The organism is Rhodosalinus sp. K401 (genome assembly GCF_041365735.1).
Lineage (GTDB): Bacteria > Pseudomonadota > Alphaproteobacteria > Rhodobacterales > Rhodobacteraceae > Rhodosalinus.
The window spans coordinates 134167-157891 of record NZ_JBGFSI010000006.1 but is presented as its reverse complement, the minus strand read 5'-3'; the positions used below and the strand labels follow the sequence as shown (position 1 = coordinate 157891).

The 23725-nt window shown below is 69.7% G+C and carries 25 protein-coding genes; 16 read left to right on the top strand and 9 right to left on the bottom strand.

Going from position 1 to position 23725, the window contains the following annotated elements; genetic code table 11:
* Positions 1-145 precede the first annotated feature (145 nt).
* Positions 146-523 carry a rhodanese-like domain-containing protein gene (locus AB6A66_RS09240; protein WP_371055648.1) on the top strand — a complete coding sequence of 126 codons (378 nt, stop codon included), beginning with the start codon at positions 146-148 and terminating at the stop codon, positions 521-523.
* Between the two features lie 84 nt (positions 524-607).
* Here AB6A66_RS09240 and AB6A66_RS09235 read toward each other — a convergent pair whose 3' ends face one another.
* A complete protein-coding gene (locus tag AB6A66_RS09235; RefSeq protein ID WP_371055647.1) occupies positions 608-1951 on the bottom strand; it encodes an ammonium transporter in 1344 nt (447 codons plus the stop codon).
* A 34-nt stretch (positions 1952-1985) separates the two neighbouring features.
* Positions 1986-2324 (bottom strand): P-II family nitrogen regulator, encoded by a 339-nt coding sequence (locus AB6A66_RS09230; protein ID WP_371039259.1) that lies wholly within the window; start codon positions 2322-2324, stop codon positions 1986-1988.
* A gap of 252 nt (positions 2325-2576) precedes the next feature.
* Here AB6A66_RS09230 and AB6A66_RS09225 point away from each other — a divergent pair, with 252 nt between their 5' ends.
* Positions 2577-4745, top strand: coding sequence for a transglycosylase domain-containing protein (locus tag AB6A66_RS09225; RefSeq protein WP_371055646.1), 2169 nt, complete (start codon positions 2577-2579; stop codon positions 4743-4745).
* 12 nt (positions 4746-4757) lie between these two features.
* On the opposite strand, the gene AB6A66_RS09220 is transcribed toward AB6A66_RS09225, so the two are convergent.
* Together AB6A66_RS09220 and AB6A66_RS09215 are read right to left on the bottom strand one after the other, a co-directional pair.
* Positions 4758-5357 (bottom strand): phospholipid-binding protein MlaC, encoded by a 600-nt coding sequence (locus AB6A66_RS09220; RefSeq protein WP_371055645.1) that lies wholly within the window; start codon positions 5355-5357, stop codon positions 4758-4760.
* The gene (locus AB6A66_RS09215) at positions 5347-6111 is read right to left on the bottom strand and encodes a VacJ family lipoprotein (RefSeq protein ID WP_371055644.1); all 765 of its coding nucleotides are present in this window, start codon (positions 6109-6111) and stop codon (positions 5347-5349) included. The genes AB6A66_RS09220 and AB6A66_RS09215 overlap by 11 nt, the downstream gene beginning before the upstream one ends.
* A gap of 204 nt (positions 6112-6315) precedes the next feature.
* On the opposite strand from AB6A66_RS09215, the gene AB6A66_RS09210 reads away from it, so the two are divergent.
* The 7 genes from AB6A66_RS09210 to AB6A66_RS09180 all read left to right on the top strand — a co-directional run bounded on the left by AB6A66_RS09210 (position 6316) and on the right by AB6A66_RS09180 (position 12975).
* A complete protein-coding gene (locus tag AB6A66_RS09210) occupies positions 6316-8049 on the top strand; it encodes a type I secretion system permease/ATPase (protein ID WP_371055643.1) in 1734 nt (577 codons plus the stop codon).
* Positions 8046-9359 (top strand): HlyD family type I secretion periplasmic adaptor subunit, encoded by a 1314-nt coding sequence (locus AB6A66_RS09205; protein WP_371055642.1) that lies wholly within the window; start codon positions 8046-8048, stop codon positions 9357-9359. The genes AB6A66_RS09210 and AB6A66_RS09205 overlap by 4 nt, the downstream gene beginning before the upstream one ends.
* 104 nt (positions 9360-9463) lie before the next feature.
* Positions 9464-9931 carry a RidA family protein gene (locus AB6A66_RS09200; protein WP_371055641.1) on the top strand — a complete coding sequence of 156 codons (468 nt, stop codon included), beginning with the start codon at positions 9464-9466 and terminating at the stop codon, positions 9929-9931.
* On the top strand, positions 9928-10692 hold the full coding sequence (locus tag AB6A66_RS09195; protein ID WP_371055640.1) for a glycerophosphodiester phosphodiesterase family protein: 765 nt from the start codon (positions 9928-9930) through the stop codon (positions 10690-10692). Before AB6A66_RS09200 ends, AB6A66_RS09195 begins: the two co-directional genes overlap by 4 nt.
* A gap of 32 nt (positions 10693-10724) precedes the next feature.
* The gene (locus AB6A66_RS09190) at positions 10725-11924 is read left to right on the top strand and encodes a GNAT family N-acetyltransferase (RefSeq protein ID WP_371055671.1); all 1200 of its coding nucleotides are present in this window, start codon (positions 10725-10727) and stop codon (positions 11922-11924) included.
* Positions 11921-12223 carry a 4a-hydroxytetrahydrobiopterin dehydratase gene (locus AB6A66_RS09185; protein ID WP_371039267.1) on the top strand — a complete coding sequence of 101 codons (303 nt, stop codon included), beginning with the start codon at positions 11921-11923 and terminating at the stop codon, positions 12221-12223. The genes AB6A66_RS09190 and AB6A66_RS09185 overlap by 4 nt, the downstream gene beginning before the upstream one ends.
* The gene (locus tag AB6A66_RS09180; protein WP_371055639.1) at positions 12220-12975 is read left to right on the top strand and encodes a hypothetical protein; all 756 of its coding nucleotides are present in this window, start codon (positions 12220-12222) and stop codon (positions 12973-12975) included. Before AB6A66_RS09185 ends, AB6A66_RS09180 begins: the two co-directional genes overlap by 4 nt.
* Positions 12976-12994: 19 nt before the next feature.
* Here the strand turns inward: AB6A66_RS09180 and AB6A66_RS09175 are convergent, their stop codons facing one another.
* Entirely contained in the window at positions 12995-13483 is a 489-nt protein-coding gene (locus AB6A66_RS09175) for a peroxiredoxin (RefSeq protein WP_371055638.1), read from the bottom strand.
* Between the two features lie 95 nt (positions 13484-13578).
* Between AB6A66_RS09175 and AB6A66_RS09170 the strand changes: the two genes are divergently transcribed.
* Both AB6A66_RS09170 and rsmD read left to right on the top strand, forming a co-directional pair.
* Positions 13579-14790 carry an NAD(P)/FAD-dependent oxidoreductase gene (locus tag AB6A66_RS09170; RefSeq protein WP_371055637.1) on the top strand — a complete coding sequence of 404 codons (1212 nt, stop codon included), beginning with the start codon at positions 13579-13581 and terminating at the stop codon, positions 14788-14790.
* Positions 14787-15347, top strand: a complete 561-nt coding sequence (rsmD, locus tag AB6A66_RS09165; RefSeq protein WP_371055636.1) for a 16S rRNA (guanine(966)-N(2))-methyltransferase RsmD — start codon at positions 14787-14789, stop codon at positions 15345-15347. The genes AB6A66_RS09170 and rsmD overlap by 4 nt, the downstream gene beginning before the upstream one ends.
* Before the next feature lie 65 nt (positions 15348-15412).
* Here rsmD and AB6A66_RS09160 read toward each other — a convergent pair whose 3' ends face one another.
* Both AB6A66_RS09160 and AB6A66_RS09155 read right to left on the bottom strand, forming a co-directional pair.
* Positions 15413-16069: an OmpA family protein gene (locus AB6A66_RS09160; protein ID WP_371055635.1), complete on the bottom strand. Its 657-nt coding sequence runs from the start codon at positions 16067-16069 to the stop codon at positions 15413-15415.
* Positions 16070-16193: 124 nt separating this feature from the next.
* Entirely contained in the window at positions 16194-17060 is an 867-nt protein-coding gene (locus tag AB6A66_RS09155; protein ID WP_371055634.1) for a methylated-DNA--[protein]-cysteine S-methyltransferase, read from the bottom strand.
* Positions 17061-17168: 108 nt separating this feature from the next.
* Here AB6A66_RS09155 and nth point away from each other — a divergent pair, with 108 nt between their 5' ends.
* Entirely contained in the window at positions 17169-17813 is a 645-nt protein-coding gene (nth, locus tag AB6A66_RS09150; protein WP_371055633.1) for an endonuclease III, read from the top strand.
* Complete coding sequence (locus AB6A66_RS09145; protein ID WP_371055632.1) at positions 17810-18796, top strand: adenosine kinase; 987 nt, start codon at positions 17810-17812, stop codon at positions 18794-18796. Before nth ends, AB6A66_RS09145 begins: the two co-directional genes overlap by 4 nt.
* 107 nt (positions 18797-18903) lie before the next feature.
* Here AB6A66_RS09145 and AB6A66_RS09140 read toward each other — a convergent pair whose 3' ends face one another.
* Positions 18904-20253 (bottom strand): aminotransferase class III-fold pyridoxal phosphate-dependent enzyme, encoded by a 1350-nt coding sequence (locus AB6A66_RS09140; protein ID WP_371055631.1) that lies wholly within the window; start codon positions 20251-20253, stop codon positions 18904-18906.
* A gap of 112 nt (positions 20254-20365) precedes the next feature.
* Here AB6A66_RS09140 and smpB point away from each other — a divergent pair, with 112 nt between their 5' ends.
* The 3 genes from smpB to AB6A66_RS09125 all read left to right on the top strand — a co-directional run bounded on the left by smpB (position 20366) and on the right by AB6A66_RS09125 (position 22975).
* Positions 20366-20851 carry an SsrA-binding protein SmpB gene (gene smpB / locus AB6A66_RS09135; protein ID WP_371055630.1) on the top strand — a complete coding sequence of 162 codons (486 nt, stop codon included), beginning with the start codon at positions 20366-20368 and terminating at the stop codon, positions 20849-20851.
* A 61-nt stretch (positions 20852-20912) separates the two neighbouring features.
* Positions 20913-21800 (top strand): 3-mercaptopyruvate sulfurtransferase, encoded by an 888-nt coding sequence (sseA, locus tag AB6A66_RS09130; RefSeq protein ID WP_371039277.1) that lies wholly within the window; start codon positions 20913-20915, stop codon positions 21798-21800.
* Positions 21800-22975, top strand: a complete 1176-nt coding sequence (locus tag AB6A66_RS09125) for an aromatic amino acid transaminase (RefSeq protein WP_371055629.1) — start codon at positions 21800-21802, stop codon at positions 22973-22975. The genes sseA and AB6A66_RS09125 overlap by 1 nt, the downstream gene beginning before the upstream one ends.
* A gap of 20 nt (positions 22976-22995) precedes the next feature.
* On the opposite strand, the gene AB6A66_RS09120 is transcribed toward AB6A66_RS09125, so the two are convergent.
* Positions 22996-23712 carry a metallophosphoesterase gene (locus AB6A66_RS09120; protein ID WP_371055628.1) on the bottom strand — a complete coding sequence of 239 codons (717 nt, stop codon included), beginning with the start codon at positions 23710-23712 and terminating at the stop codon, positions 22996-22998.
* Between the last annotated feature and the right edge of the window lie 13 nt (positions 23713-23725).

The following is a 23725-nucleotide window of genomic DNA, read 5'->3' as shown; positions in this document are numbered from 1 at the left end:
ACAAGACCTAGCACGCCCATGCACGATTCGACCACCCGGCACGGCCGCGTCGCCGCCCTCTGTGCGGCGGCGCGGCGAACCGCTAGTCTTGGGCGCGCGGGGCCGCATCCGGACCCCGACCGACCATGCAGCCAAGGAGACGTTCATGAAGACCGAGACCGTCGGCGACGCCAAGCTCGAGACCTGGAGCCCCGAGGAGGTGTCCCGCGCCGCCCGGGCCGGGGAGATCGTGCTGATCGACGTGCGCACGCCCCAGGAATACATGTTCGAGCACATCGAGGGCGCGCTTCTGATGCCGCTCGCCTTCTTCGACGCGAAATCCCTGCCCGGCCAGTCGGAGAAGCGGCTCGTGTTCCACTGCGGCTCCGGCGTGCGCTCCGAGAAGACCGCGCGCGCCGCGATCGACGCGGGTTTCGATCGGATCGCGCACATGGAAGGGGGGTTCGCCGCATGGAAGACCGCGAAACTTCCCTATGTCGGCACGAACATGGCAAGCGGCGCGCCGCAGAAGGTCGAGCCCTGAGCCCCGCCGCGATAACCGACGGAAACGAAAAAGGCCCGGGCACGACCATGCCCGGGCCTCTTTTCAGGTTCTTTCGGGATCGGCTCAGGAAGATCCGCCCTTGGAGAACTCGGGGTAGGCCTCCATGCCCAGCTCGGACACGTCGAGGCCGTTGATCTCCGCCTCCTCGTCGACGCGGATGCCGATCACGGCGTTGAGGATCAGCCAGACGATCAGCGACAGGACGAAGGTCGCGCCGATGATGCCGACCATGCCGAGGATTTGCGGGACGATCGTGGAGGTGCCGGTCAGCACGACCGCGAAGGTGCCCCAGATCCCGGCGAAACCGTGCACCGGGATGGCGCCGACCACGTCGTCGATCTTGAACTTGTCGAGCATCGGGACGGTCAGCACCACGATCACCCCGCCCACGGCGCCGATGATGCCCGCAAGCAGAAGCGAGGGCGCGAGCGGCTCCGCGGTGATCGAGACGAGGCCCGCCAGCGCGCCGTTGAGCACCATGGTCAGGTCGGGCTTGCCATAGAGCACTTGCGTCAGGATCAGCGCGGTGACGGCGCCCGATGCCGCGGCCATGTTGGTGTTGGAGAAGATGCGGGAGACATCCGCCACGTCGCCGACCGACCCCATGGCGAGCTGCGAGCCGCCGTTGAAGCCGAACCAGCCGAGCCACAGGATGAACATCCCGAGCGTCGCCAGCGCCAGGTTGGAGCCCGGCATCGGGTGCACCTTGCCGTCCTTGTCGTACTTGCCCTTGCGCGGGCCGAGCACGATCGCGCCGGCAAGCGCCGCGGCCGCGCCGCAGGCATGCACGACGGTCGAGCCGGCAAAGTCGGAGAACCCGGCCTCGGACAGCCAGCCGCCGCCCCACTGCCAGGACGCCGTGAGCGGGTAGATGAAGCCCGTCAGGACGATCGTGAAGATCAGGAACGGCCAGAGCTTGATCCGCTCGGCGAGCGCGCCCGAGACGATCGAAGCGGTCGCCGCGCAGAACATCAACTGGAAGATGTAGTCCGATCCGGTCGAGGCGTAGGAGGCATCATCGGCGTCCGCGAGCGTCACGCCCACGGGCTCGAGCACCGCCCAGGCCGGGAAGAGGCCCGAGAACCAGCCCTCGATAGCCCAGTCGCCCAGCGGATACATCAGGTTGTAGCCGATCAGCCAGTAGAAGATCGCCGCGAGCGAGAAGAGCCCGACGTTCTTCGTCATCTGCATTGTCACGTTCTTAGAACGGACGAGCCCGCCCTCGAGCATGGCGAAGCCGGCGGCCATGAAGAACACCAGGAAGCCGCCGATCAGGAACAGCAGCGAGTTCATGATCCAGACGAATTCGTCCGTCGCCAGCGGCGCCGGCGCCTCGTCCTGCGCCATGGCGAGCGCGGGCAGCGCCGCCAGCACGCCGGCCAGGGCAAGAGTTCTCGTGAGTTTCATAGGTTTTTTCCCCTCTTTCATCCTGTGACCCGCGTCAAAGCGCGTCCGCGTTGGTTTCGCCCGTGCGCACCCGAACGGCCTGCGCAAGATCCAGGACGAAGATCTTCCCGTCGCCGATCTTTCCGGTGCGCGCGGTCTTGGCGATGGTCTCGACCACCTGGTCGACCATGCCGTCGTCCACCGCGATCTCGAGCTTGACCTTGGGCACGAAGTTCACGGCGTATTCCGCGCCGCGATAGATCTCCGTATGGCCGGACTGCGACCCGAACCCCTTGATTTCCGTGACCATCATGCCGCGGACGCCGACGGAGGTGAGCGCCTCGCGCACCTCCTCGAGCTTGAACGGCTTGATCGTTGCTATGATCAGTTTCAACGTCATCCCCTTCGCTTAGGCAGCTGCCGCTGCTCCTGTGCAGATGCAGAAAATCGGTCAGGGGAGGCGGTGCAAAGATTTGCCCCCGCTCGGGGACGGCAAGGCGCGAACATATGCGTAATTTTTGAGCATTAATAAAAATATGCCTTATTTTTAATCTACACGTGAAGCTGCACCGCGGCACGGACGCCCTAAACATCGCGCCGTTTAAAGGATATGCTCGCCCCCAGAGCAGGCGCCGAGAGAAGCATAATGAGTGATTCAGGCCGCAGGCCGCCCCGGCTGGTGGCGGATCGCCGGGGCAAGGGCCGCGGGAAAACCACCTCCAGGACCGCCGCGCGCAAACCCGCGCCGCGCAAACGCAGGACTGGCAGCCGGCGCAAGGCGCCGCGCAATCCCGTCGTGGCGGCCGTCACGGGCCTTTTCGCCTTCGTCACGCGGATGCTCTGGGGGCTGACCTGGCGCGTCACCCTCATCGTCGCGCTGCTGATCGGCGGCGGCGTCGCCTATTATTACGCCACCCTGCCTCCCTACGAGCAGATCCTGGACGGGCGGGCGCGCGGCTCGGTCACCCTGCTCGACCGGCAGGGCGAGGTGTTCGCCTGGCGCGGCGAGGTCTTCGGCGGCGTCGTGACGGCCGATACCGTGTCGCCGCATCTCAAGAACGCCGTGATCGCCACCGAGGACAAGCGCTTCCGCCTGCATCCCGGGGTGGACCCGATCGGCATCGCGGGCGCCATCCGCATCAACCTGTCGGAAGGGCGCGGGCCGCTTCAGGGTCACGGCGGCTCCACGATCACCCAGCAGACCGCGAAGCTGCTCTGCCTCGGCGTGCGATACGACCCCGCCGCATGGGAAACTCAGGCCGCCTACGAGGCCGACTGCCGGCAGACCACGCTCTGGCGGAAACTGCGCGAGGCGCTTTACGCCATGGCGATGGAGGCCAAGTACTCCAAGGACGAGATCCTCTCGATCTACCTCAATCGCGCCTACATGGGCGGCGGCGCGCACGGCGCCGAGGCCGCGGCGCAGCGCTTCTTCGGCAAGCCTGCGCGGAACCTCGCGCCGTCCGAGGGCGCGATGCTCGCGGGGCTGCTGACCGCGCCCACCGCGCTTGCACCCACCAACAACCTGGAACGCTCCCGCAACCGCGCGGCCACGGTGATCCGGCTGATGGAAGAGCAGGGCTACCTGACGGAGGCGGAGGCGCAGGCCGCGCTCGCGCAGCCGGCCGCGCTCTCCGAGACCGCGGAGGCCAAGGCAGGGGGGTATTTCGCGGACTGGGTGATGTCCTCGACGCCAGAATACTTCACGCGCGACACCACCGAGGACGTGGTCATCACGACCACGCTCGACCGGGCCATGCAGCGCGCCGCCGAAGAGGCGCTGCTGCACATCTTCGAAACCAAGGTACGCGAGGGCTCGGAGGCGCAGGCCGCCATCGTCGTGATGTCGGCCGACGGCGCGGTGCGCGCCATGGTGGGCGGCCGAAAGACCCGCGTCTCGGGCGTGTTCAACCGCGCGACGCAAGCCAAGCGCCAGACCGGATCGGCCTTCAAGCCCTTCGTCTACGCCACCGCGCTCGAACTGGGCTACCACCCCAACGACATGATCCGCGACGAGCCGCTCACCATCGACATTCCCGGCTCGGGCCCCTGGTCGCCCGAGAACTACACCAACGATTACGCGGGGCTCGTGACGCTCACCGAGGCGTTCAAGCGCTCGCTGAACATCCCGGCGGTGAAGATCTCCGAACATGTGGGGCGCGAGAACGTGCGGCGCGTGGCCGCCGATTTCGGTATCGAAAGCGATCTCGCCGCCGGCCCCGCGCTGGCGCTCGGGGCGTCGGAGTCGACGCTGCTGGAGATGACGGCCGCCTATGCCGGGATCCTGAACGGCGGATCCTCGGTATCGCCCTACGGCCTGATGGAGCTGCGGCTGAAAGGCGACGCGGGGGCGCTCATCGACAATTCGGAAGGCGGCATCGGCGAACGCGTGATCCGCGAGGAGGCCGCGCGCGAATTGATCTACATGATGGAGAAGGTGGTGAGCGAGGGCACGGGCCGCCGCGCCGCCCTGCCCGATCGCGAGGCCGCGGGCAAGACGGGCACCACGCAGGCCGCGCGCGACGCCTGGTTCGTGGGCTTCACCGCCGATTACGTCGCGGGCGTCTGGATGGGATACGACGACAACACCCCGCTCTCAGGCGTCACCGGCGGCGGGCTGCCCGCCGAGATCTGGCATGAAACCATGCGCCGCGTGCACGCGGATCTGCCGCCGCGGCCCCTGCCGATGCTGCGCCCGGCGGAACGCGCGCCCGCGGCATCGCGCGACGGGCCCGCCGCAGAGCGGCGCGGCCGTGACGATGTCGCCGATTCGGTGCTGGAGCAGGTGCTGCGCGATCTTTTCGGCGCCAACTGACCGGACCGGCGCTCAGCCCGCGCCGCGCAGCTCCGCGATGAGCCGGTCGATGTCGCCGCCCCGCCGGTCGAGCATGGCGCCGATCTCTTCGCGCTCCGTCAGGAGCATGTTCACGCCTTCGATGAACATGTTGAAGAAGAGATCGCGGCCCGACCGATCCGAGACGTGGAAATCCACGATGAAGGGGGACTGGCCCGGCAGGTAGGCGGTGGTGCGGACCTGGTAATAGTTCTTCACCCGGCTCACGGTCTCGACCTCGAGCCGCCCGCCGGAAAACTCCCGGAACCGCTTGCCGTACTTGCGCGAGATGTAACCGGTGAACGCCTCGGTGAAGGCGCGCATCTGCGCCTCGCTCGCCCGGCGCCGGTCCACGCCGAGGGCGTAGGCCGCGATGGTCGGCACGTCGGCGTAGCGCCGGAAGATGCGCTCGAATTCTGGGTACATCTGCCGTTCCGACCGTCCGGACGAGATGACCGCGTTGATCTCTTCGACGAGGCTGTCGACGAGGCCGCGCGCCCGGCCCTCCGTCAGCGCGAAAGCGGGGCGCGGCGCGAGCGAGGCGGCGCTGATGGCGCCGGCAAGGAAGCCGCGGCGGGAGATGTCAGTCGCCATAGAGTTCCTCGTAGGGATCGGTGAAGGTCTCCTCGGCCGGCGCGCCGCCGCTGCGCGCGCCCAGCTCGAAGCGCCGGCTCTGGAGATAGATCAGGCGGGTCTGCGCATAGCTGTCGGCACTTTCATGCAGAACGGAGTCGTAGGTGTCCGAGAAGCGCCCGCGCTCCGTCAGCCCGCCAAGGCCCCGCGCCACGAGCCCCGAATACCGTTCGGGCCGCGGCAGAGCGATGTCGAGCGGGTTGAGGAACCAGCCCACGAGGCGGCCCGCCGAATCGCGTTCGGTGGAGGGCCCGAAAACGGGCGACACGCGATAGGCGCCCTCCGGAACGCCCCAGACCGCCAGCGTCTCGCCGAAATCGGTCGCCTCGGCCGGCAGCCCGAACTCCTTGGCGACATCGAAGATGCCCCCGAACCCGAGAACCGCATTCGTCGCGAACCGCACGGTGTTGAGCCCGGCGCCCCGGAGATCCCCCTGCAGGAGGCGGTTCACGGCATAGCCCGGGGTCGAGAACGTGTCGCCGAACTGAACGATGCTGTCCTCGATCCCGTCGGGCACGGCCCGGGTGTAGCCCCGCGCCAGCGGCCGGACCACGGAGCGGTCGAGGCTCTTGTTGAACTCGTGAACCCGCCGGTTCGCCGGCTCGTAGGGATCGTGGATCCCGCCCTCGTTTCCGGGCTCGGGCACGGAACACGCGGCCAGAAGCGGCAATGCCAGAAGCATCACGAGGCGGCGAAGGCGCAAAGGGGATACCATGGATTTCCTTCAAGGATCATCTAAGCGCGGAAGAGACCCGCCCGGCGCAGACTAGGCGCTTTCATGAGGACAAGCGAGCGGAATGCCCATCACCCTCCGCGCCGTCCTCGCCGCGCTGTGGCGGATGCGCGACAAGTGGACCCGCCCTGCAAACTCTGGCAAAAGCACGTTGAGCGGACAAGAGCGCAGGGCGGAACGACGCGTATGAGAAAGATCGATCCTTCGCCCGGGCTGGAAGAGCTTCGGGCGGCGCGTCGCGAGAACCGCGGCTATTTCTGGTTCGTGGGCGTTTTCAGCTTCTTCGTGAACCTGTTGATGCTGACGGGGCCGCTTTACATGCTCCAGCTTTACGACCGTGTCCTGAGTTCGCGGTCCGAGGCGACGCTCGTCGCGCTCTCGATCCTCGTTGTCTTTCTCTACGGCATGATGGGCTTTCTGGATTACGCCCGCTCGAGGATCATGGCGCGCGTCGGTGCGCGCTTCCAGTCGCGGCTCGACAGGCGGGTCTTCGACGCGGTGATGCGCAAGTCGGCCATCGCGCCCGACCAGCGCTCCGGCACCGGGCTGCGCGATCTCGAATCGGTGCAGCGCCTGCTGACGTCGCCGGGGCTCATGGCCTTCTTCGACATCCCGTGGACCCCCTTCTTCCTTTTCGGCATCGCGCTCTTCCATCCCTGGCTGGGCATCCTGGCCGTGGCCGGCGGCACGCTGCTCATCGCCTTCACGGCGATCAACCAGTGGCTCTCGCGCCGCCCGCTCGACAAGGGCAACACCGCCGTCTACCGCGCCGAGACCATGGCGAACCAGATCCGCGACGAGGCGGAGACGGTGCAGAGCCTCGGAATGCGCGGCGCGGCCTTCGATCGCTGGCGGCAGGCGCGCGACGAGGCGCTCGACAACCAGGTCGGCGCCTCCGACGTGGCCGGGACCTTCACCTCGCTGACCAAGACCTTCCGGCTGATGCTGCAATCGGCGATGCTGGGCCTCGGCGCCTGGCTGGTGCTGCGCGGGGAGCTGACGCCCGGCGCGATGATCGCGGGCTCCATCCTGCTTGGCCGGGCGCTCGCGCCGATCGAGCTTGCCATCGGGAACTGGCCGCTGATGCAGGCCGCCCGGCGCGGCTGGGCCTCGCTTGCCGAACTCCTGTCCGAGGTGCCCCCCGAGACGGCGCGCACCAGCCTGCCCGCGCCGCGCGCGAAGCTCGACGTGCAGCAACTGACCGTCGTGCCACCCGGCCAGACGCAGGCGGCGCTCCGGATCGTCAGCTTCGCGGTGAACCCCGGCGAGGCGCTCGGCGTCATCGGGCCGTCGGGCGCGGGCAAGTCCACGCTCGCGCGCGCGCTTACGGGGCTCTGGCGGCCGGCAGGCGGCAAGGTGCGCCTCGACGGCGCGACGCTGGACCAGTACGCGCCGGAAGTGCTCGGGCGCCATGTGGGCTACCTGCCGCAGAGCGTGGAGCTTTTCGACGGGACGGTCGCCGAGAACATCGCCCGCCTGTCCCTGACCCCGGATCCGGACGCGGTGGTGAAGGCCGCCAAGCTCGCCGACGCCCACGAGATGATCCTGAAACTTCCCGATGGCTACGACACCAAGCTGCGCAACATCGGCGGGCGGCTTTCGGGCGGCCAGACCCAGCGGATCGGCCTCGCCCGCGCGCTTTACGGCGATCCGGTCCTGCTCGTGCTCGACGAGCCGAACTCCAATCTCGACAACGAGGGGAGCCTCGCGCTCAACGCGGCAATCCGCGGCGTCAAGGCGCGGGGCGGCGCGGTGCTCATCATGGCGCATCGCCCGGCGGCGATCGTGGAATGCGACATGCTGCTGATGCTCGACCAGGGCAACCGGGTCGCCTTCGGCCCCAAGGACGAAGTGCTTCAAAGCCAGGTCAAGAACCATCAGCAGATCCTGAAATCCGCGACGCCGGGAGGCATGCGATGAGCGACGAGGCGACCTCTCCGCGCTTCCGGATGCGGATGCCCATGGCCGTGGGACTCGTCGCGCTGGTCACGCTGGTGGGCGGCTTCGGAACATGGTCGGCGATGACCGAGATCTCGGGCGCCGTCGTCGCCTCCGGCCAGATCGAGGTCGAGCGCAACCGGCAGGTGGTCCAGCACCCGGACGGCGGCGTGGTGGAGGGCATCCTGGTCGACGAGGGCGACACGGTGCAGGCCGACCAGGTGCTCATCCGCCTCGACGCCGGCGAAATGCGCTCCGAACTTGCCATCGTCGAAGGGCAGCTGTTCGAACTGATGGCCCGTCGCGGCAGGCTCGAGGCCGAACGCGACGAGGCGGATGCGCCGGTCTTCGACAGTCTGCTCGTGGAACGGGCCGACATCAGCGCCGAGGTGCGCGGCCTCATCGACGGGCAACTGCGGCTCTTCGAGGCGCGGCGCGAATCCGTCGAGACCGAAGCCGGACAGCTGCGCCGCCGCGCAGCGCAGATCGGCAACCAGATAGAGGGGATCGACGCGCAGCAGACGGCGCTGACGCGGCAGCTGAGCCTGATCGAGGAAGAGCTTTCCGACCAGCAATCGCTTCTCGATCGCGGCCTCGCGCAGACTTCGCGCGTCCTCTCGTTGCAGCGTGAGGAAGCCCGGCTCAGCGGGCTGGTGGGCGAGCTGACCGCCCAGCGGGCGCAGGCGCAGGGGCGCATCACCGAGATCGAGATCGAGATCCTGAACCTGCGCTCGCGGCGACGCGAAGAGGCGATCACCCGGTTGCGCGACCTGCAGTTCCGCGAACTCGAACTGTCCGAGCGCCGCCGCACCCTCGTCGAGCGGCTTCGCCGGATGGAAGTGCGCGCACCGGTCGCGGGCATCATCTACGGGCTTCAGGTCTTCGCGCCGCGCTCGGTGATCCGCCCGGCGGACCCGCTGCTCTACATCGTGCCGCAGGATCGCCCGCTCGTGATCGCGGCGCGCGTGGCGCCCATCCACATCGACCAGGTCTATCCCGGGCAGGACGTGACATTGCGCTTTTCCGCCTTCGATCAGCGCAGCACGCCGGAACTCTTCGGGCAGGTGACGCAGGTCTCGGCCGACATCTTTACCGACGAGGCCACGCAGAACGCCTACTACCGGGCCGAGATCACGCTGTCGGAAGCCGAACAGGACCGATTGCCAGACGACCCGGTGCTCGTGCCCGGCATGCCGGTCGAGGCGTTCATCCGGACCGATGACCGCACCCCCATCGCCTATCTGCTGAAGCCGCTCACGGACTATTTCTCGAAGGCGTTCCGCGAGCGCTGAGCGGGCCGCGCCGAACGCCCCGCGCCCGGCCCGATTGGCGCTTTTCGCGGCCGCCGCCAGACTGTAGCGTCCGCCACGACTCTGGAGGAACACGGGAGGACAGCATGAGCGGAAAGATCGAGGCACGGCTGGCGGAGCTTGGGGTGACGCTGCCCGACGCGCCGGCCCCGGCGGCGAATTACGTGCCTTACGTGCAGACCGGGAACCTGGTGCACGTATCGGGCCAGATTTCCATGGACGAGGGCGGCGCGCTCATCACGGGCAAACTCGGCGCGGAGCTGTCCGCCGAGGCCGGCGCGGCCGCGGCGCGGCGCTGCGCGCTGTCGCTTCTGGCGCAGCTGCGCGCGGCCTGCGGCGGCGATCTGGACCGGCTGACGCGGGTCGTGAAGCTGACCGGCTTCGTCAACTCCACCGCCGACTTCACCGAGCAGCCCAAGGTGGTGAACGGCGCGTCGGACTTTCTCGTCGAGGCGTTGGGCGATGCCGGCCGGCACGCGCGCTCGGCCGTCTCGGCGGCGTCGCTGCCGCTGGGCGTCGCCGTCGAGATCGAGGGGATCTTCGAGATCGCATGACGGCGCTCGACCCGGTCTTCCTGAAAACGCCCATCGCCCACCGCGCGCTTCACGGCGAGGGCCGGCCCGAGAACAGCCGCGCGGCGGTGCGCGCCGCCGTCGCGGCGGGCTACGGCATCGAGATCGACCTGCAGCCCTCGGCCGACGGCGAGGCGATGGTGTTTCACGACTACGACCTGCGGCGGCTGACCGGCGAAACCGGCGTGATCCGCACGCGCGACGCGGCGGAACTCGGGCGCATCGCGCTGTCGGGCGGCGACGGCGAGGGCATCCCCACGCTGCGCGAGATCCTCGCGATCGTGGGCGGCCGCGTGCCGCTGCTGGTCGAGCTCAAGGACCAGCACGGCCGCATGGGACCGACCGACGGCGCACTGGAGGCCGCGGCCGCGCGCGCACTTGCCGGTTACACGGGGCCGCTGGCGGTGATGTCCTTCAACGGTCACGCCGTCGCGCGCATGGGCGCGCTTCGGCCCGACATCCCGCGCGGCCTCACCACCAGCGCCTTCGACGAGGCGCTCTGGCCGCACATGCCCGAGGAACTTCGCGCCCGACTGCGCGAGGCGCCCGAATTCGAGCGCAGCGGCGCGATGTTCATCAGCCACGAGCATACCGACCTCGATCGCCCGCGCGTGGCCGATATCCGCGCGACCGGCGTTCCGGTGCTGTCCTGGACGATCCGGTCGGAGGCCGAGGAACGCGCGGCGCGCCGGCTGGCGCAGAACGTGACCTTCGAAGGCTACCGCGCGGCGGTTCCGGCTTGATCGCGGACCGTCGCGGCCCAGTTTCCCGCATGATGGACGACGGTGCACAGGACGAGCCGATCGAGGTCACGGCCCATGCAAGCCTCGCCGACATTGCGGCGGAGGACTGGGATGCCTGCGCCTGCCCCGAGGCCGCCAGCGGCGGTCGGCCGATCGACCCCTTCACGACCCACCGCTTCCTGTCCGCGCTGGAGGAAAGCGGATCGGTCGGGCCCGGCACCGGCTGGGAGCCGCGCCACCTCGTGGCGCGCGCCGGCGGGCGCGTCATCGCCGTGGCACCGCTTTACGCCAAGGGCCACAGCCAGGGCGAATACATCTTCGACCACAACTGGGCGCACGCCTACGAGCGCGCCGGCGGGCGCTACTACCCGAAGTTCCAGATCGCGGTACCGTTCACGCCCGCCACCGGGCGGCGTCTTCTGGTCCGCCCCGGTGAAGAGCTCCGGGGCCGCGCGGCGCTGGTGCAGGGGGCGGTGCAGCTTGCCGCCGACAACGGGCTCTCCTCGGTCCACGTCACCTTCTGCACGGAAGAGGAGGCCGCGGCGGGCGAGAAGATGGGGCTGATGCGCCGCGTGACCGAGCAGTTCCACTGGCAGAACCGCGGTTACGCGGATTTCGACGCCTTCCTCGCGGACCTCTCCTCCCGCAAGCGCAAGACGATCCGCAAGGAGCGCCGACAGGCCAACGAGTTCGGCGGCGAGATCGAGATGTTGACGGGCGACGCGATCCGGCCCGGGCACTGGGACGCCTTCTGGCGCTTCTACCAGGATACCGGCGCGCGCAAATGGGGCCGCCCCTACCTGACACGCGCCTTCTTCGACCTCGCGCAGGAGCGGCTTCGCGACGACATCCTCCTGGTGATGGCCCGCCGCGAGGGCGGCCATGTCGCGGGCGCCATGAACCTGATCGGGCGCGACACGCTTTTCGGCCGTTACTGGGGCTGCGTGGAGCATCACCCCTGCCTTCATTTCGAGGCCTGCTACTATCGCGCGATCGACTTCGCCATCGCGGAGGGTCTTTCCCGCGTCGAGGCCGGCGCGCAGGGGGAACACAAGCTTGCCCGCGGCTACCTGCCATGCGAGGTGCATTCCCTGCACTGGATCGCCGATCCGGGCTTCGCCGACGCGGTCGCGCGCTACCTCGAGGCGGAGCGGCGCGCGGTGACGCAGGACATAGAGGTGCTCACGGCCTACGGGCCATTCCGAAAGGCAGATGTGGAGGAACCCGAATGACCGAGAAGCTCAGCGATACCGCACGCAAGACCGTGTTGCAGCCGCTCCTGGACGCCGGCTGGCAGATGGTGGACGGGCGCGACGCGATCACCCGCACCTACCAGTTCGACAATTTCGTCGAAGCCTTCGGCTGGATGACCCGCGCGGCCTTCTGGGCGGAGAAGTGGGACCATCACCCGGAATGGTCCAACGTCTACAAGACCGTCACCGTCACCCTGACGACCCATGACGTGGACGGGCTGTCGTCGCTCGACGCCAAGCTCGCGCGCAAGTTCGACCAACTCGCCGGCCTGGGGTGAGCGAGACGCACGGGCCGGCCCCCTTCGGACAGGGCACGCGGCTGCGCCCGGCCGAGGGATCGACGGGCGAGGCGGTGCTCGCCGCGCTGCCCGCCGTGGCGCTGGTGGCCCTGCCCGGGCTCTGGGCGCTCGCGACCGGAACGGAGCTGCCCGGCCCGCTCGCCCGTGCACTGCCTGCCATCGTCGCCGCGCTCGGCCTCGCCGGGATTTGGGTCGGCGTCCCGCGCTGGGCGCTCGGCTATCTCGGTTATCCGGTGATCCTCGCGGCGGTGGGCGGGCTGATCCTCACGCTGAAACGCCTGCCGGGGCTGGAGCCGATGGGCTGGCTGGCGTCGGCGCTTTTTCTCGCAGGCCTGCCCCTCGCGCTCGGTGCCGGGCTGGTGGCCGTCGGCCATCGCTGGCCCAGGGCGCGCCCGGCGGCGATGGCGGCGCGCGCCGACCCGTCGCATCTCGCGCTGGTGTTCTTCCCGGCGGCGGCCCATGCGGTGCTGGTGGGCGCCGACCTGCCCCCCGCCGCCGCATCCGCGGCCGCCACGGCGGGCGCGGGCGCGTTGATCGCCGCCGCACAGATCGCGGCGCTGCGGGCGCGACGGCCGGCAGCTCGCGTCGTCCTTCTGTCCGGCGCGCTTCTGGCTGTCTGGGCCGGCACCACTCTCCTGGGCGGGCGCGGGGCGGGCAGCGGCCTTTCGGCGATCCTGTTTCTGGCGCTTCTCGCAGCGCCGCTCCTCGCAGGGTCACGGGGCCGGGGCTAAGCCCGCGGCCCCGCGCCCTTCACATCGCGGCGAGAAGCGCCTCGCCCGCCGAGCTTTCGCAGGCGCCGGGATTGTCTTCGACATGCAAGAGCTTCACCTCGCCGTCCTCGACCAGCATGGCGTAGCGCTTGGAACGCGCGTGCAGCCCCGCGGGCGGCGCGTCGAAGTTCATGCCGATCGCCCTGGTGAAGGCGGCGTCGGGATCGCCCAGCATGGAAAGACCCGCCGCGCTCGCGCCGGTGGCCTCGCCCCACGCGCCCATCACGAACGGGTCGTTCACCGCGACGCAGACGATCTCGTCCACGCCCTTGCCCGCGAACCCGTCCTTCGTGCGCACGAAGCTCGGCACATGGGCCGAATGGCAGGTGGGGGTGAAGGCGCCGGGCACGGCAAAGATCACGACCTTGCGGCCCGCCGTGATATCCTCGAGCGCCACCGCCTCGGGGCCATCCGCGCCCATGCGCATCAGCGTCGCGGCGGGCAGCTTCTCGCCTGTGGAAATGGTCATGTCTGTCCCTCTCTCCAGTTTCATTGCACCTGTCTCCAGCCCCGATATAGGCTCCGGCGCGGGGCAGGACCACGGCAAACGGGAAGGGATGCGGGATGGAGCGGATCGTCATCGTCGGCGCGGGGCAGGCGGGCGCGTCGCTCGCCGCGCGGCTCAGGGCCGAGGGACATGAGGGCGCGATCACCATGATCGGCGAAGAGCCCGTGCCGCCCTACCAGCGCCCGCCGCTGTCCAAGCAGTATCTCATGGGCGAGATGGCGCTAGAGCGGCTCTTCCTGCGGCCCGAAAGCTTCTACGCGGAAAACGGAATCGACCTGCACCTGAGCGAAACCGCGGTGGCGATCGACCGCGCCGACCGGACGGTGATCGCGGGCGGCCACACCCATCCCTACGACGCGCTCGCGCTCTGCACCGGCGCGGTGCCGCGGCGGCTGCCCGGCGCGATCGGCGGGGAACTCGCGGGCGTGCATGTCGTGCGCGACCTCAAGGACGTGGACACCATGGCCCCGGCGATCCGGGCGGGCGGGCGCGTCCTCGTGGTGGGCGGCGGCTATATCGGGCTCGAGGCCGCGGCGGTCTGCGCGAAGGCGGGCATGGAGGTCACTCTGGTGGAAGCGGCCCCCCGCATCCTGGGCCGCGTCGCCTGTTCCGAGACGGCCGACTACTTCCGCGCGCTGCACCGCGCCCGCGGCGTGGACCTGCGCGAAGGCACCGGGCTCGAACGCCTGGTGGGCGAGGACCGGGTGACGGGCGCCGCGCTCTCCGATGGCACCGAGCTTGCCCTCGACATGGTGATCGTGGGGATCGGCATCACGCCCGCGACCGCGCTGGCCGAGGCGGCGGGGCTCGCCATCGAGAACGGCATCCGCACCGACGCGGAGGGGCGCAGCTCCGACCCGGCGATCTGGGCAGCGGGGGATTGCGCCTCGTTTCCCTGGCGCGGCGGACGCCTTCGGCTGGAAAGCGTGCAGAACGCGATCGACATGGCCGAAACCGTGGCGCGGAACATGCTGGGCGCGGGCGTGGCCTACGATCCCACGCCCTGGTTCTGGTCCGACCAGTATGACGTCAAGCTCCAGATCGCCGGGCTCGGCCAGGGGCATGACCGCGTGGTGGTGCGCCCCGGGACGACCGCGGGATCGGTGTCGCACTGGTATTTCGCGGACGATACGCTGCTCGCCGTGGACGCGATGAACGCGCCCCGCGACTACATGGTCGGCAAGCGGCTGCTTGAGGCGGGCCGCTCGCCCGACCGGGCCGCCCTCGCCGATCCCGGGACCGACCTCAAGGCGCTGCTCGCGGCGTGAGGATCGTCGGCGGACGGTGGCGGGGCCGGGCGCTTGCGGGGCTCGGCGCGGGGGATGCGGGCGCGCATCTGCGCCCGACGCAGGACCGTGTGCGCGAAAGCCTTTTCAACGTGCTGGGCGGCGGGCGCTTCGGCGATCCGGTCACCGGGGCGCGGGTGCTCGACCTCTTCGCCGGCACCGGGGCGCTCGGGCTCGAGGCGCTGTCGCGCGGGGCCGCCCGCGCGACATTCGTGGACGAGGGCGCCAAGGCGCGCGCGCTCTTGCGCCGCAACGTCGAGATCTGCGGCGCGGGCGGAGTGACGCGGATCTGGCGGCGCGACGCCACGCGGCTCGGAGAGAACCCGGGGGAGCCCTTCGACCTCGTCTTCCTCGATCCGCCCTACGGCAAGGCCCTGGGCGGGGCCGCGCTGGAAGGCGCACGGCGCGGCGGCTGGCTCGCGCCCGGCGCGCTCGTGGTTTGGGAGGAAGGCGGGGCGGTGGTGCCGCCCGAGGGTTTCGAAACGCTCGAAGCGCGGCGGTACGGCGACACGACCGTCACGCTTCTCCGGGCGCCCTGACCGTCACCGGCGCCCCGGCGGCCAAAGCGCGCGACGGGCGATCCCCGCCGCGCGTGCCGTCCCGATCAGGTGGTCGGGATGATCACCACCTCGACGCGGCGGTTCTGCTGGCGCCCCTCGGGCGTCAGGTTGCTCGCGACGGGCTGGTCCTCGCCGCGACCGATGATGCGCAGGCGCTGGGGCCGCACGCCGTCCGTCACGAGGGTCGAGGCCACCGCCTCCGCCCGGCGCTCGGACAGGCGCTGGTTGTAGGCCGCCTCGCCCGTATTGTCGGTATGACCGATCACCTGGACGGCGCTGTCGGGGTAGCGTTGCAGGCTCTGGGCCAGCACCGAAAGGTCGCCGCGCAGGCCGGGGCGGACCGCCGCGCTGTCGGTGTCGAAGAGGATACCGTTGGGCATCGTCACGATCAGGCGGTCGCCCGTGTTCGTGATGCTGATGCGATCGTCGTCGAATTGCTGGCGGAGTTCCCTTTCCTGTCGGTCGAGGATGCTGCCGGTGATACCGCCCGCGGCGCCGCCGATGATCGCGCCCGCGACCGCGTTCCGCCGGCGCTCCTCGGGGTTGTTGCCGGCGATCGCGCCCGCTGCCGCGCCCAGCGCGCCGCCGAGCAGAAGGCCCTGCTGGGTGTTGCGGTTGGGATCGTTGGGGTCCGTGGTGCAGGCCCCAAGAGCCACCGCCGACGCGGTGGCCAAAATCAGGGAACGCTTCAGTGAAGTCATGTCTGTGCCTCGTCTTTCTGGGTCCGTGTCGGCCCGGTTCCGACACAGTATGCCAAGAGCCCGGCGCCTCCGACACCGGTTTTCCACGAGTCCGGGCGGTTCTTCGCCGGTCGGCATGCGCCGGTCACGCCTCTGCCCGGGCCGATTCCCAAGCGAGTATGGCACGCTTGACCGGCAGGCCCCAATGATATCCCGCAAGCTTGCCGGACCCCGCGATCACGCGATGGCAGGGGATGAGCCAGCCGACCGGGTTGCGCCCCACCGCCGCGCCCACCGCGCGCACGGCACGCGGGCTGCCGATGGCGCGCGCGATCTCGGCGTAGGTCGTCACGTGGCCCGAGGGCACGGCGAGCAGCGCCTCCCAGACCTTGATCTGGAAGGGCGCGCCCAGGACGTGCAGCGCCGCGCGCCCGCCGCCGCCGAAGGCGGCCTCCACCGAGGCGCGGAGCGCGTCCGCATCCTCGGCGAAGCGCGCGGCGGGCCAGCGGGACGAGAGATCCTCGAAAGCCGCCTCACGCCCCGTCTCATCGGTGAAGGCCAGCCCGCAGAGGCCGTGCGCGGTGCCCATGGCGAGCACCTCGCCGAAAGGGCTGTCGAAACACCCCCAGCGGATCGAAAGACCAGCACCCCGTCGCGCGTAGTCGCCCGGCCGCATCGCCTCCCAGCGCAGGAACAGGTCATGGAGACGCCCGCCACCGGAAAGCCCCGCGGCATGGGCGGCGTCGAGCGTGGTGAAACGCTCGCGCAGAAGCGTCTTGGCGTGGCCGAGCGCGAGGTATTGCTGGAAGCGCTTGGGCGAGACGCCCGCCCAGCGCGAGAAGACGCGCTGGAAATGGGCCGGGCTCATGTGCATCCGGGCCGCGAGTTCGTCGAGCGACAGCGGCGTCTCCGCCGCGTCGATCTCGGCGATGGCGCGGCGCACCAGCTGGTAGTGATAGCCCGCCCCCGCCCCGGGGTCCGCGGTGCCGCCGGTTTCCGCGTTGCCGTCCATGCCGTCCTCCCGCGACCGGTGTCCTGATGGCGACAGGGCTAAGCCCGGACGCGCGCCCGCGCGACCCGGTTGTTGCGCATCCCGCCCCGGCGGGGCATGAGGAGCGCCATGGCCGCGCAACTCGACTACCACAGCATCCGGGAGATCTTCACCCGCTTTCGCGCGGCCGAGCCCGAGCCGGAGGGCGAACTCGAGCACACCAACGCCTTCACGCTGCTCGTCGCGGTGGCGCTCTCGGCGCAGGCCACCGACGCGGGCGTGAACAAGGCGACCCGCAAGCTCTTCGAGGTGGCCGACACGCCGCAGAGGATGCTGGAGCTGGGCGAGGACCGGCTGATCGAGCACATCCGGACGATCGGCCTTTACCGCAACAAGGCGAAGAACGTCCTGAAGCTCTCGCGCATTCTCGTCGAGGCGTTCGGGGGAGAGGTCCCGTCCTCGCGCGCGGCGCTCCAGTCCTTGCCGGGAGTGGGCCGCAAGACGGCGAACGTGGTTCTGAACATGTGGTGGCGCCATCCCGCGCAGGCGGTGGACACCCACATCTTCCGGCTCGGCAACCGTTCGGGCCTCGCGGTGGGCAAGGACGTGGTCGCCGTGGAGCGCGCCATCGAGGACAACGTGCCCGCCGAATTCCAGCTCCACGCCCATCACTGGATGATCCTGCACGGCCGCTACGTCTGCAAGGCGCGCAAGCCCGCCTGCGCGGCCTGCCTCATCCGCGATCTCTGCGCCTACGAGGAGAAGACCCTGTGAAACGCTACCAGGTGGTCGGCATCGGCAACGCCATCGTCGACGTGATCAGCAACTGCGACGACGGTTTCCTTTCGCGCCTGGGAATCGAGAAGGGGATCATGCAGCTGATCGAGCGCGACCGCGCCGAGCTGCTCTACGGCGCGATGGAGAACCGCTGGCAGGCGGCCGGCGGTTCGGTCGCCAATACCCTCGCGGGGCTCGGCAATCTGGGGCTGCGCACCGCCTTCATCGGGCGCGTGCGCGACGATGCGCTCGGCCGCTTCTACGCCGAGGGCATGGCGCGGGACGGCACCGCCTTTCCGAACCCGCCCGTGGCAGAGGAGGAGCTGCCCACCTCGCGGTCGATGATCTTCGTCTCGCCGGATGGCGAGCGGTCGATGAACACCTATCTCGGCATCTCGGCCGAGCTTGGGCCCGGCGACGTCGACGAGGGCGTGGCGGGCGACGCCGAGATCCTGTTCCTCGAGGGCTATCTCTACGACAAGCCCGCGGGAAAGGCGGCCTTCACCGCCGCGGCGCGCGCCTGCCGCGCCGCGGGCGGCATGGCGGGCATCACCCTGTCGGACCCCTTCTGCGTGGATCGCCATCGCGAGGATTTCCGCCAGCTCGTGCGCGAGCTCGATTTCGTCATCGGCAACGAGCACGAATGGGAATCGCTTTACGAAACCGATCTCTCTGCGGCGCTCGAGCGGGCCGCGGCGGAGAGCGGGCTGGTGGTGTGCACCCGCTCGGGCCACGACGTGGTGCTGGTGCGCGGCGAGGAGGAGGCAGTGGTGCCGGTGGAGCGTGTCACCCCCGTGGACGCCACCGGCGCGGGCGACCAGTTCGCGGCCGGGTTCCTCTACGGCCTTGCCGGCAACCAGTCGCTGGAGATCGCGGGCCGCATGGGCGTGGTGGCGGCCGGGGAGGTGATCTCGCATTACGGCGCGCGCCCGGAGACCGAGCTGAAGGCGCTGTTCGCCGAGGCCGGGCTGCCGGTCTGAGCCGAAACGCAAAAGGGGGGCTGTCCGCCCCCCTCGGCCCGTTCCGGGCCTCACCCCCGAGAGTATTTCCACCAAGAAGAAGCAGCGCGGGTCGCGCCGCCCCCGCGTCAGGCCGCCGAGAACCCCTTTTCGAGCGCGTCGAGAATCGTGTCGACCTCCGCCTCGGTGATGGTCAGCGGCGGCGACATCAGGATGTTGTGCATGCCGAGCCGGACCATGGCCCCCGCCTCGTAGGTGGCCTGGTGGATGCGCTTCATGGTGGCCGCATCCATCGGCGTCCGGGCGGCGCGGTCCGACACGATCTCGATGCCGGTCATCAGCCCGTGCCCGCCGCGCACGTCGCCCACGATGTCGTGCTTCTCGGCAAGCCGCTTCGCCCCCTCGTAGAGCTGCGTGCCGCGCGGGCCGGCGTTCGAGCGCGTGTCGAGGCGCAGCGTCTCCTCGAGGCAGGCCACCACCGCCGCCGCGCCCACCGGGTGGGCGGAGTAGGTGTAGCCGTGGAAGATCGCGCCCTCGGCGTCGGCGGTTTCGAAGACCTCGGCCACCTTCTCGTTGACGAGCGCGGCGCCCACCGGGAAGTAGCCCGAGGTGATGCCCTTGGCGACGCTCATGAGGTCCGGCTTCACCCCCCAGTGCCGCGCGCCCGACCAGTCGCCGGTGCGCCCGAAGCCGGTGATCACCTCGTCCGAGATCATCAGGATCCCGTGACGGTCGCAGATGTCGCGCATGAGCGGCATGAGCGTCTCGTGCGGCACGATGACGCCGCCGGCGCCCTGGATCGGTTCCATGATGAAGGCGGCGATGGTGCCCGGCCCCTGGAAGGCGATCTCGTCCTCGGCGATCGCGGCGATCTTCTGCGCGAGCCGCGCCGGGTCGATCTCGTCGAAGGGATTGCGGTAGGTGTAGGGCGAGGGCAGGTGGAAGCAGCCGGGCAGCAGCGGCTCGTAGTTTATGCGGAAGCGGTTGTTGCCGTTCACGCTCGCCCCGCCCCAATGGGTGCCGTGATAGCCCTTCTTGAGCGAGAGGAACTTGGTGCGGCCAGGCTCTCCGCGAAGCTTGTGGTACTGACGCGCGAGCCGCAGGCAGGTGTCCACCGAATCGGAGCCGCCCGAAGTGAAGAAGACCCGCGCCATGCCGTCTTCCGCGAAGAACTCGCGCACCATCCAGGAGGCCTCGATCGCCGGCGGGTTCGAGGTGCCGGCGAAGGCGGAGTAGTAGGGCAGTTCCTGCAGCTGGCGGGCGATCGCCTCCTTCACCTTGTCGTTGGAGTAGCCGAGATTGACGCACCAGAGCCCGCCCACGGCGTCCACCGCCTCGTGGCCGTCGATGTCGATGATGCGCACGCCCTGCGCCTTGCGGATGATCTTCGGCGCATCGGTCTGCGCCGCGCCCGGATGGCCCATCGGGTGCCAGAGATGGCGGGCGTTGTTTTCCTTCAGGAAGTTATCGTCCTTCATGGCGGACCTCGCTGTCATGATTTGATCAAATCCTACCAGTCCCTGCGGCAACGTCCAGCCCGCGCGGCGGAAGATGGACAGCGCGCGCCCGCACATGTAGGACACGCCGGTCATGGCGAAGACGAACGCGAAAAAGGACGACGGCAATTACAGGGTCGTGGCGGAGAACCGGCGCGCCCGCTTCGATTATGCGATCGAGGAGGATCTCGAATGCGGGATCGTGCTCGAAGGCTCCGAGGTGAAATCGCTCCGCCAGGGCGGCGCCAACATCGCCGAGAGCTACGCAACGGTGGACGACGGGGAGCTCTGGCTCGTCAACAGTTCCATCGCGCCCTATGCCCAGGCCAAGACCTTCGGCCACGAGGAGCGGCGGCGGCGCAAGCTTCTCGTCAACAGGCGCGAGCTCGCGCGGCTGTGGTCCGAGACCCAGAGGAAGGGCATGACGCTGGTCCCGCTCGTGCTCTATTTCAACCACAAGGGCGTCGCGAAGCTGAAGATCGGCATCGCGAAAGGCAAGAAGCTCGCCGACAAGCGCGAGACGCAGGCCAAGCGCGACTGGCAGCGCCAGAAGGCGCGGCTGCTCAAGGAGCACGGCTGAGCCCCGCCGCAGGCCGCCAGCCGGCCCCAACCTTGCTCTTGCGTGCCCCGGGTAGTAGGCAATGCGCGACGCGGCTGAACGACGGGTGAAGGCGGTGCAGGACGATCCGAAGACGCTGGTTTCCACGGGCTGGCTTGCCAGACACCTCGACGATCCCGACATGCGGGTGCTCGACGCGTCCTGGTACCTGCCCGACAAGGGCCGCGACCCGCGGGCGGAGTACGACGCGGCCCACATCCCCGGCGCGCGCTTCTTCGACCTCGACGACATCTCGGACGCGCGGTCCGAGCTGCCGCACATGGCGCCGCCCGTCGAGAAGTTCATGAGCCGGATGCGCGCCATGGGCGTGGGCGACGGCCACCAGGTCGTCGTCTACGACACCGCCGGCCTCTATTCGGCGGCCCGGGTCTGGTGGCTTTTCCGGCTGATGGGCAAGGACGACGTGGCCGTGCTCGACGGGGGCTTTCCGAAATGGCAGGCCGAGGCGCGGCCGGTGGAGGACCTGCCGCCGGTCCCGCGCGACCGGCACATGACCGCGCGCCGCCAGAACTACCTCGTCAAGGACGTGACGCAGGTGGCCGCGGCCGCGAAACTGGGCGACACGGAAATCCTCGACGCGCGCCCGCCCGAACGGTTCCGCGGCGAGGCGGAGGAACCGCGCCCCGGCCTGCGCGCCGGGCATGTTCCCGGCTCCCGCAACGTGCCGTTCCAGGCGCTTCTGAACGGGGACGGCACGATGAAGGACGCGCCCGGCCTGCGTGCCGCCTTCGAGGCCGCCGGGGTGGACCTGTCCCGGCCCGCGATCACCACCTGCGGTTCCGGGGTGACCGCGGCGATCCTGAACCTCGCCCTCGAACGGCTCGGCAAGACAGATCACGCGCTCTATGACGGCTCCTGGGCCGAGTGGGGCCAGTTCGCCACGCTGCCCGTGGCCACCGGAGAAGACTGATGTTCGAAGAGCTCAAGGCGCTACCCGCCGACAAGATCCTCGCCCTGATGAAGGCGTTCCGCGAGGATCCGCGCGACGACAAGATCGACCTTGGCGTCGGCGTCTACCGCAACGCCGAGGGCGTCACCCCGGTGATGCGCGCGGTGAAGGCCGCCGAGAAGCGGATCTGGGAGGCGCAGACCACCAAGGCCTACACGGGGCTCGCGGGCGATCCGGCCTTCGGCGACGCGATGGTCGACCTCGTTCTCGGCGGCGCAGTCCCGCGCGAGCGGGTGGCGGCGGTGGCGACGCCGGGCGGCACCGGCGCGGTGCGCCAGGCTTTCGAGCTTACGCGGATGGCCAATCCCGGGTTGCGCGTCTTCGTCTCCGACCCGACCTGGCCCAACCACGTCTCGATCCTGAAATATCTCGGCATCGAGATGGTGCCCTACCGCTACTTCGACGCCGAGACGGGCGGGGTCGATTTTGCGGGCATGCTTGCGGATATCGGCGCGGCGCGGCCGGGCGACGTGGTGCTGCTGCACGGCTGCTGCCACAACCCCACCGGCGCGAACCTCAACCGTCCCCAGTGGGCCGAGGTGATCGCCGCGCTTCAGGCTACCGGCGCGACGCCGATGATCGACCTGGCCTATCAGGGTTTCGGCGACGGGCTGGAGGCGGACGCGGCGCCCACGCGCCAGATCGTCGCGTCGATGCCGGAGACGCTCGTCGCGGCGAGCTGCTCGAAGAATTTCGGCGTCTACCGCGAGCGCACCGGCATCCTGATGGGCACGGCGGCGGATCCGGGGCTGCTGCAGGACACGATGGCGTATCTCAATCGCCAGAACTTCTCCTTCCCGCCCGATCACGGCGCACGGATCGTGACCGAAGTGCTGACCGACCCGGAGCTTCGCGCCGACTGGGAGGCCGAGCTCGAGGAGATGCGCACCGGAATGCTGGAGTTGCGCGAGCAACTGGCGGGCGAGCTTCGGCAGCGCTCCGGCTCGGATCGTTTCGGCTTTCTCGCTCAGCATCGGGGCATGTTCTCGCGGCTGGGCGCGGATCCCGACAAGGTCGAGACGCTGCGCGCCGATCACGGCATCTACATGGTGGGCGATTCGCGCATGAACATCGCGGGGCTGAACCGCGAGTCGGTGCCGAAGCTGGCCGAGGCGATCATCGCGGCCGGGCTCTGACCCGTCCGGCGCGGCCCGGCTCACATCGGGACGCGTCCCCGCGGCCCCAGAAGGAAGGCGTCGTCGCCTTCGAAAACCGCGGGCACGAGGTCTCGGCCCCATCCCGCGCCACCGTCCAGATTGACGCGGTTGCCGTAATGGCGCGGATACTCGATCGCGGTATGCCCGTGCACCACGAGCCAGGGGAACGCGCGGGCGTGGTCCAGGAACGGGTCGCGGATCCAGAGAAGATCGTCCTCCGTCTGCTCCTCGAGGGGCACGCCTGGCCGGATACCGGCGTGGACGAAAAGCAACCCGCCGGCCATGTGCCAGAGCGGGCGGGCGCGCAGGAATTGCAGATGCGACGCCGGCACCGCGTCGCGCGCCTCGGCCAGCACCTCCAGCGGGGGGCGGTCGTCGGCCTTTATCCCGTAGGACGCAAGCGTCGCCGGCCCGCCAAGCTGGGGGGTCAGCCAGCCCCGCCCCGACAGGATGCGCGGATCGTGCTCGGCGCCGTGATCGAGGAACCGCTCGAACAGCCGGTCGTGGTTGCCCTTCAGGACGATCCAGGGCCGCCCCTCGGCAAGGCCCCGGATCAGCAGGTCGATGACGCCGCGGCTGTCGGGGCCGCGGTCGACGAGGTCACCCAGGAAGACCACGGGCGCGTCCGGCGCGCCGGGGTCGTCGTCGATGCGGGCCAGCGCCTCTTCCAGCGCGTCACGGTAGCCGTGGATGTCGCCGACGGCGTAGATCGTCATGAGCCATTCCCAT

Coding starts and splice junctions, on each gene's coding strand:
- AB6A66_RS09225 (WP_371055646.1), top strand. CDS start 2,577: ATGAGTGATTCAGGCCGCAGGCCGCCCCGGCTGGTGGCGGATCGCCGG.
- AB6A66_RS09240 (WP_371055648.1), top strand. CDS start 146: ATGAAGACCGAGACCGTCGGCGACGCCAAGCTCGAGACCTGGAGCCCC.
- smpB (WP_371055630.1), top strand. CDS start 20,366: ATGGCGAAGACGAACGCGAAAAAGGACGACGGCAATTACAGGGTCGTG.
- AB6A66_RS09195 (WP_371055640.1), top strand. CDS start 9,928: ATGACGGCGCTCGACCCGGTCTTCCTGAAAACGCCCATCGCCCACCGC.
- AB6A66_RS09175 (WP_371055638.1), bottom strand. CDS start 13,483: ATGACCATTTCCACAGGCGAGAAGCTGCCCGCCGCGACGCTGATGCGC.
- AB6A66_RS09205 (WP_371055642.1), top strand. CDS start 8,046: ATGAGCGACGAGGCGACCTCTCCGCGCTTCCGGATGCGGATGCCCATG.
- AB6A66_RS09140 (WP_371055631.1), bottom strand. CDS start 20,253: ATGAAGGACGATAACTTCCTGAAGGAAAACAACGCCCGCCATCTCTGG.
- AB6A66_RS09235 (WP_371055647.1), bottom strand. CDS start 1,951: ATGAAACTCACGAGAACTCTTGCCCTGGCCGGCGTGCTGGCGGCGCTG.
- AB6A66_RS09160 (WP_371055635.1), bottom strand. CDS start 16,069: ATGACTTCACTGAAGCGTTCCCTGATTTTGGCCACCGCGTCGGCGGTG.
- AB6A66_RS09220 (WP_371055645.1), bottom strand. CDS start 5,357: ATGGCGACTGACATCTCCCGCCGCGGCTTCCTTGCCGGCGCCATCAGC.
- AB6A66_RS09120 (WP_371055628.1), bottom strand. CDS start 23,712: ATGACGATCTACGCCGTCGGCGACATCCACGGCTACCGTGACGCGCTG.
- AB6A66_RS09200 (WP_371055641.1), top strand. CDS start 9,464: ATGAGCGGAAAGATCGAGGCACGGCTGGCGGAGCTTGGGGTGACGCTG.
- AB6A66_RS09155 (WP_371055634.1), bottom strand. CDS start 17,060: ATGGACGGCAACGCGGAAACCGGCGGCACCGCGGACCCCGGGGCGGGG.
- AB6A66_RS09190 (WP_371055671.1), top strand. CDS start 10,725: ATGGACGACGGTGCACAGGACGAGCCGATCGAGGTCACGGCCCATGCA.
- AB6A66_RS09170 (WP_371055637.1), top strand. CDS start 13,579: ATGGAGCGGATCGTCATCGTCGGCGCGGGGCAGGCGGGCGCGTCGCTC.
- AB6A66_RS09215 (WP_371055644.1), bottom strand. CDS start 6,111: ATGGTATCCCCTTTGCGCCTTCGCCGCCTCGTGATGCTTCTGGCATTG.
- nth (WP_371055633.1), top strand. CDS start 17,169: ATGGCCGCGCAACTCGACTACCACAGCATCCGGGAGATCTTCACCCGC.
- AB6A66_RS09125 (WP_371055629.1), top strand. CDS start 21,800: ATGTTCGAAGAGCTCAAGGCGCTACCCGCCGACAAGATCCTCGCCCTG.
- sseA (WP_371039277.1), top strand. CDS start 20,913: ATGCGCGACGCGGCTGAACGACGGGTGAAGGCGGTGCAGGACGATCCG.
- AB6A66_RS09210 (WP_371055643.1), top strand. CDS start 6,316: ATGAGAAAGATCGATCCTTCGCCCGGGCTGGAAGAGCTTCGGGCGGCG.
- AB6A66_RS09185 (WP_371039267.1), top strand. CDS start 11,921: ATGACCGAGAAGCTCAGCGATACCGCACGCAAGACCGTGTTGCAGCCG.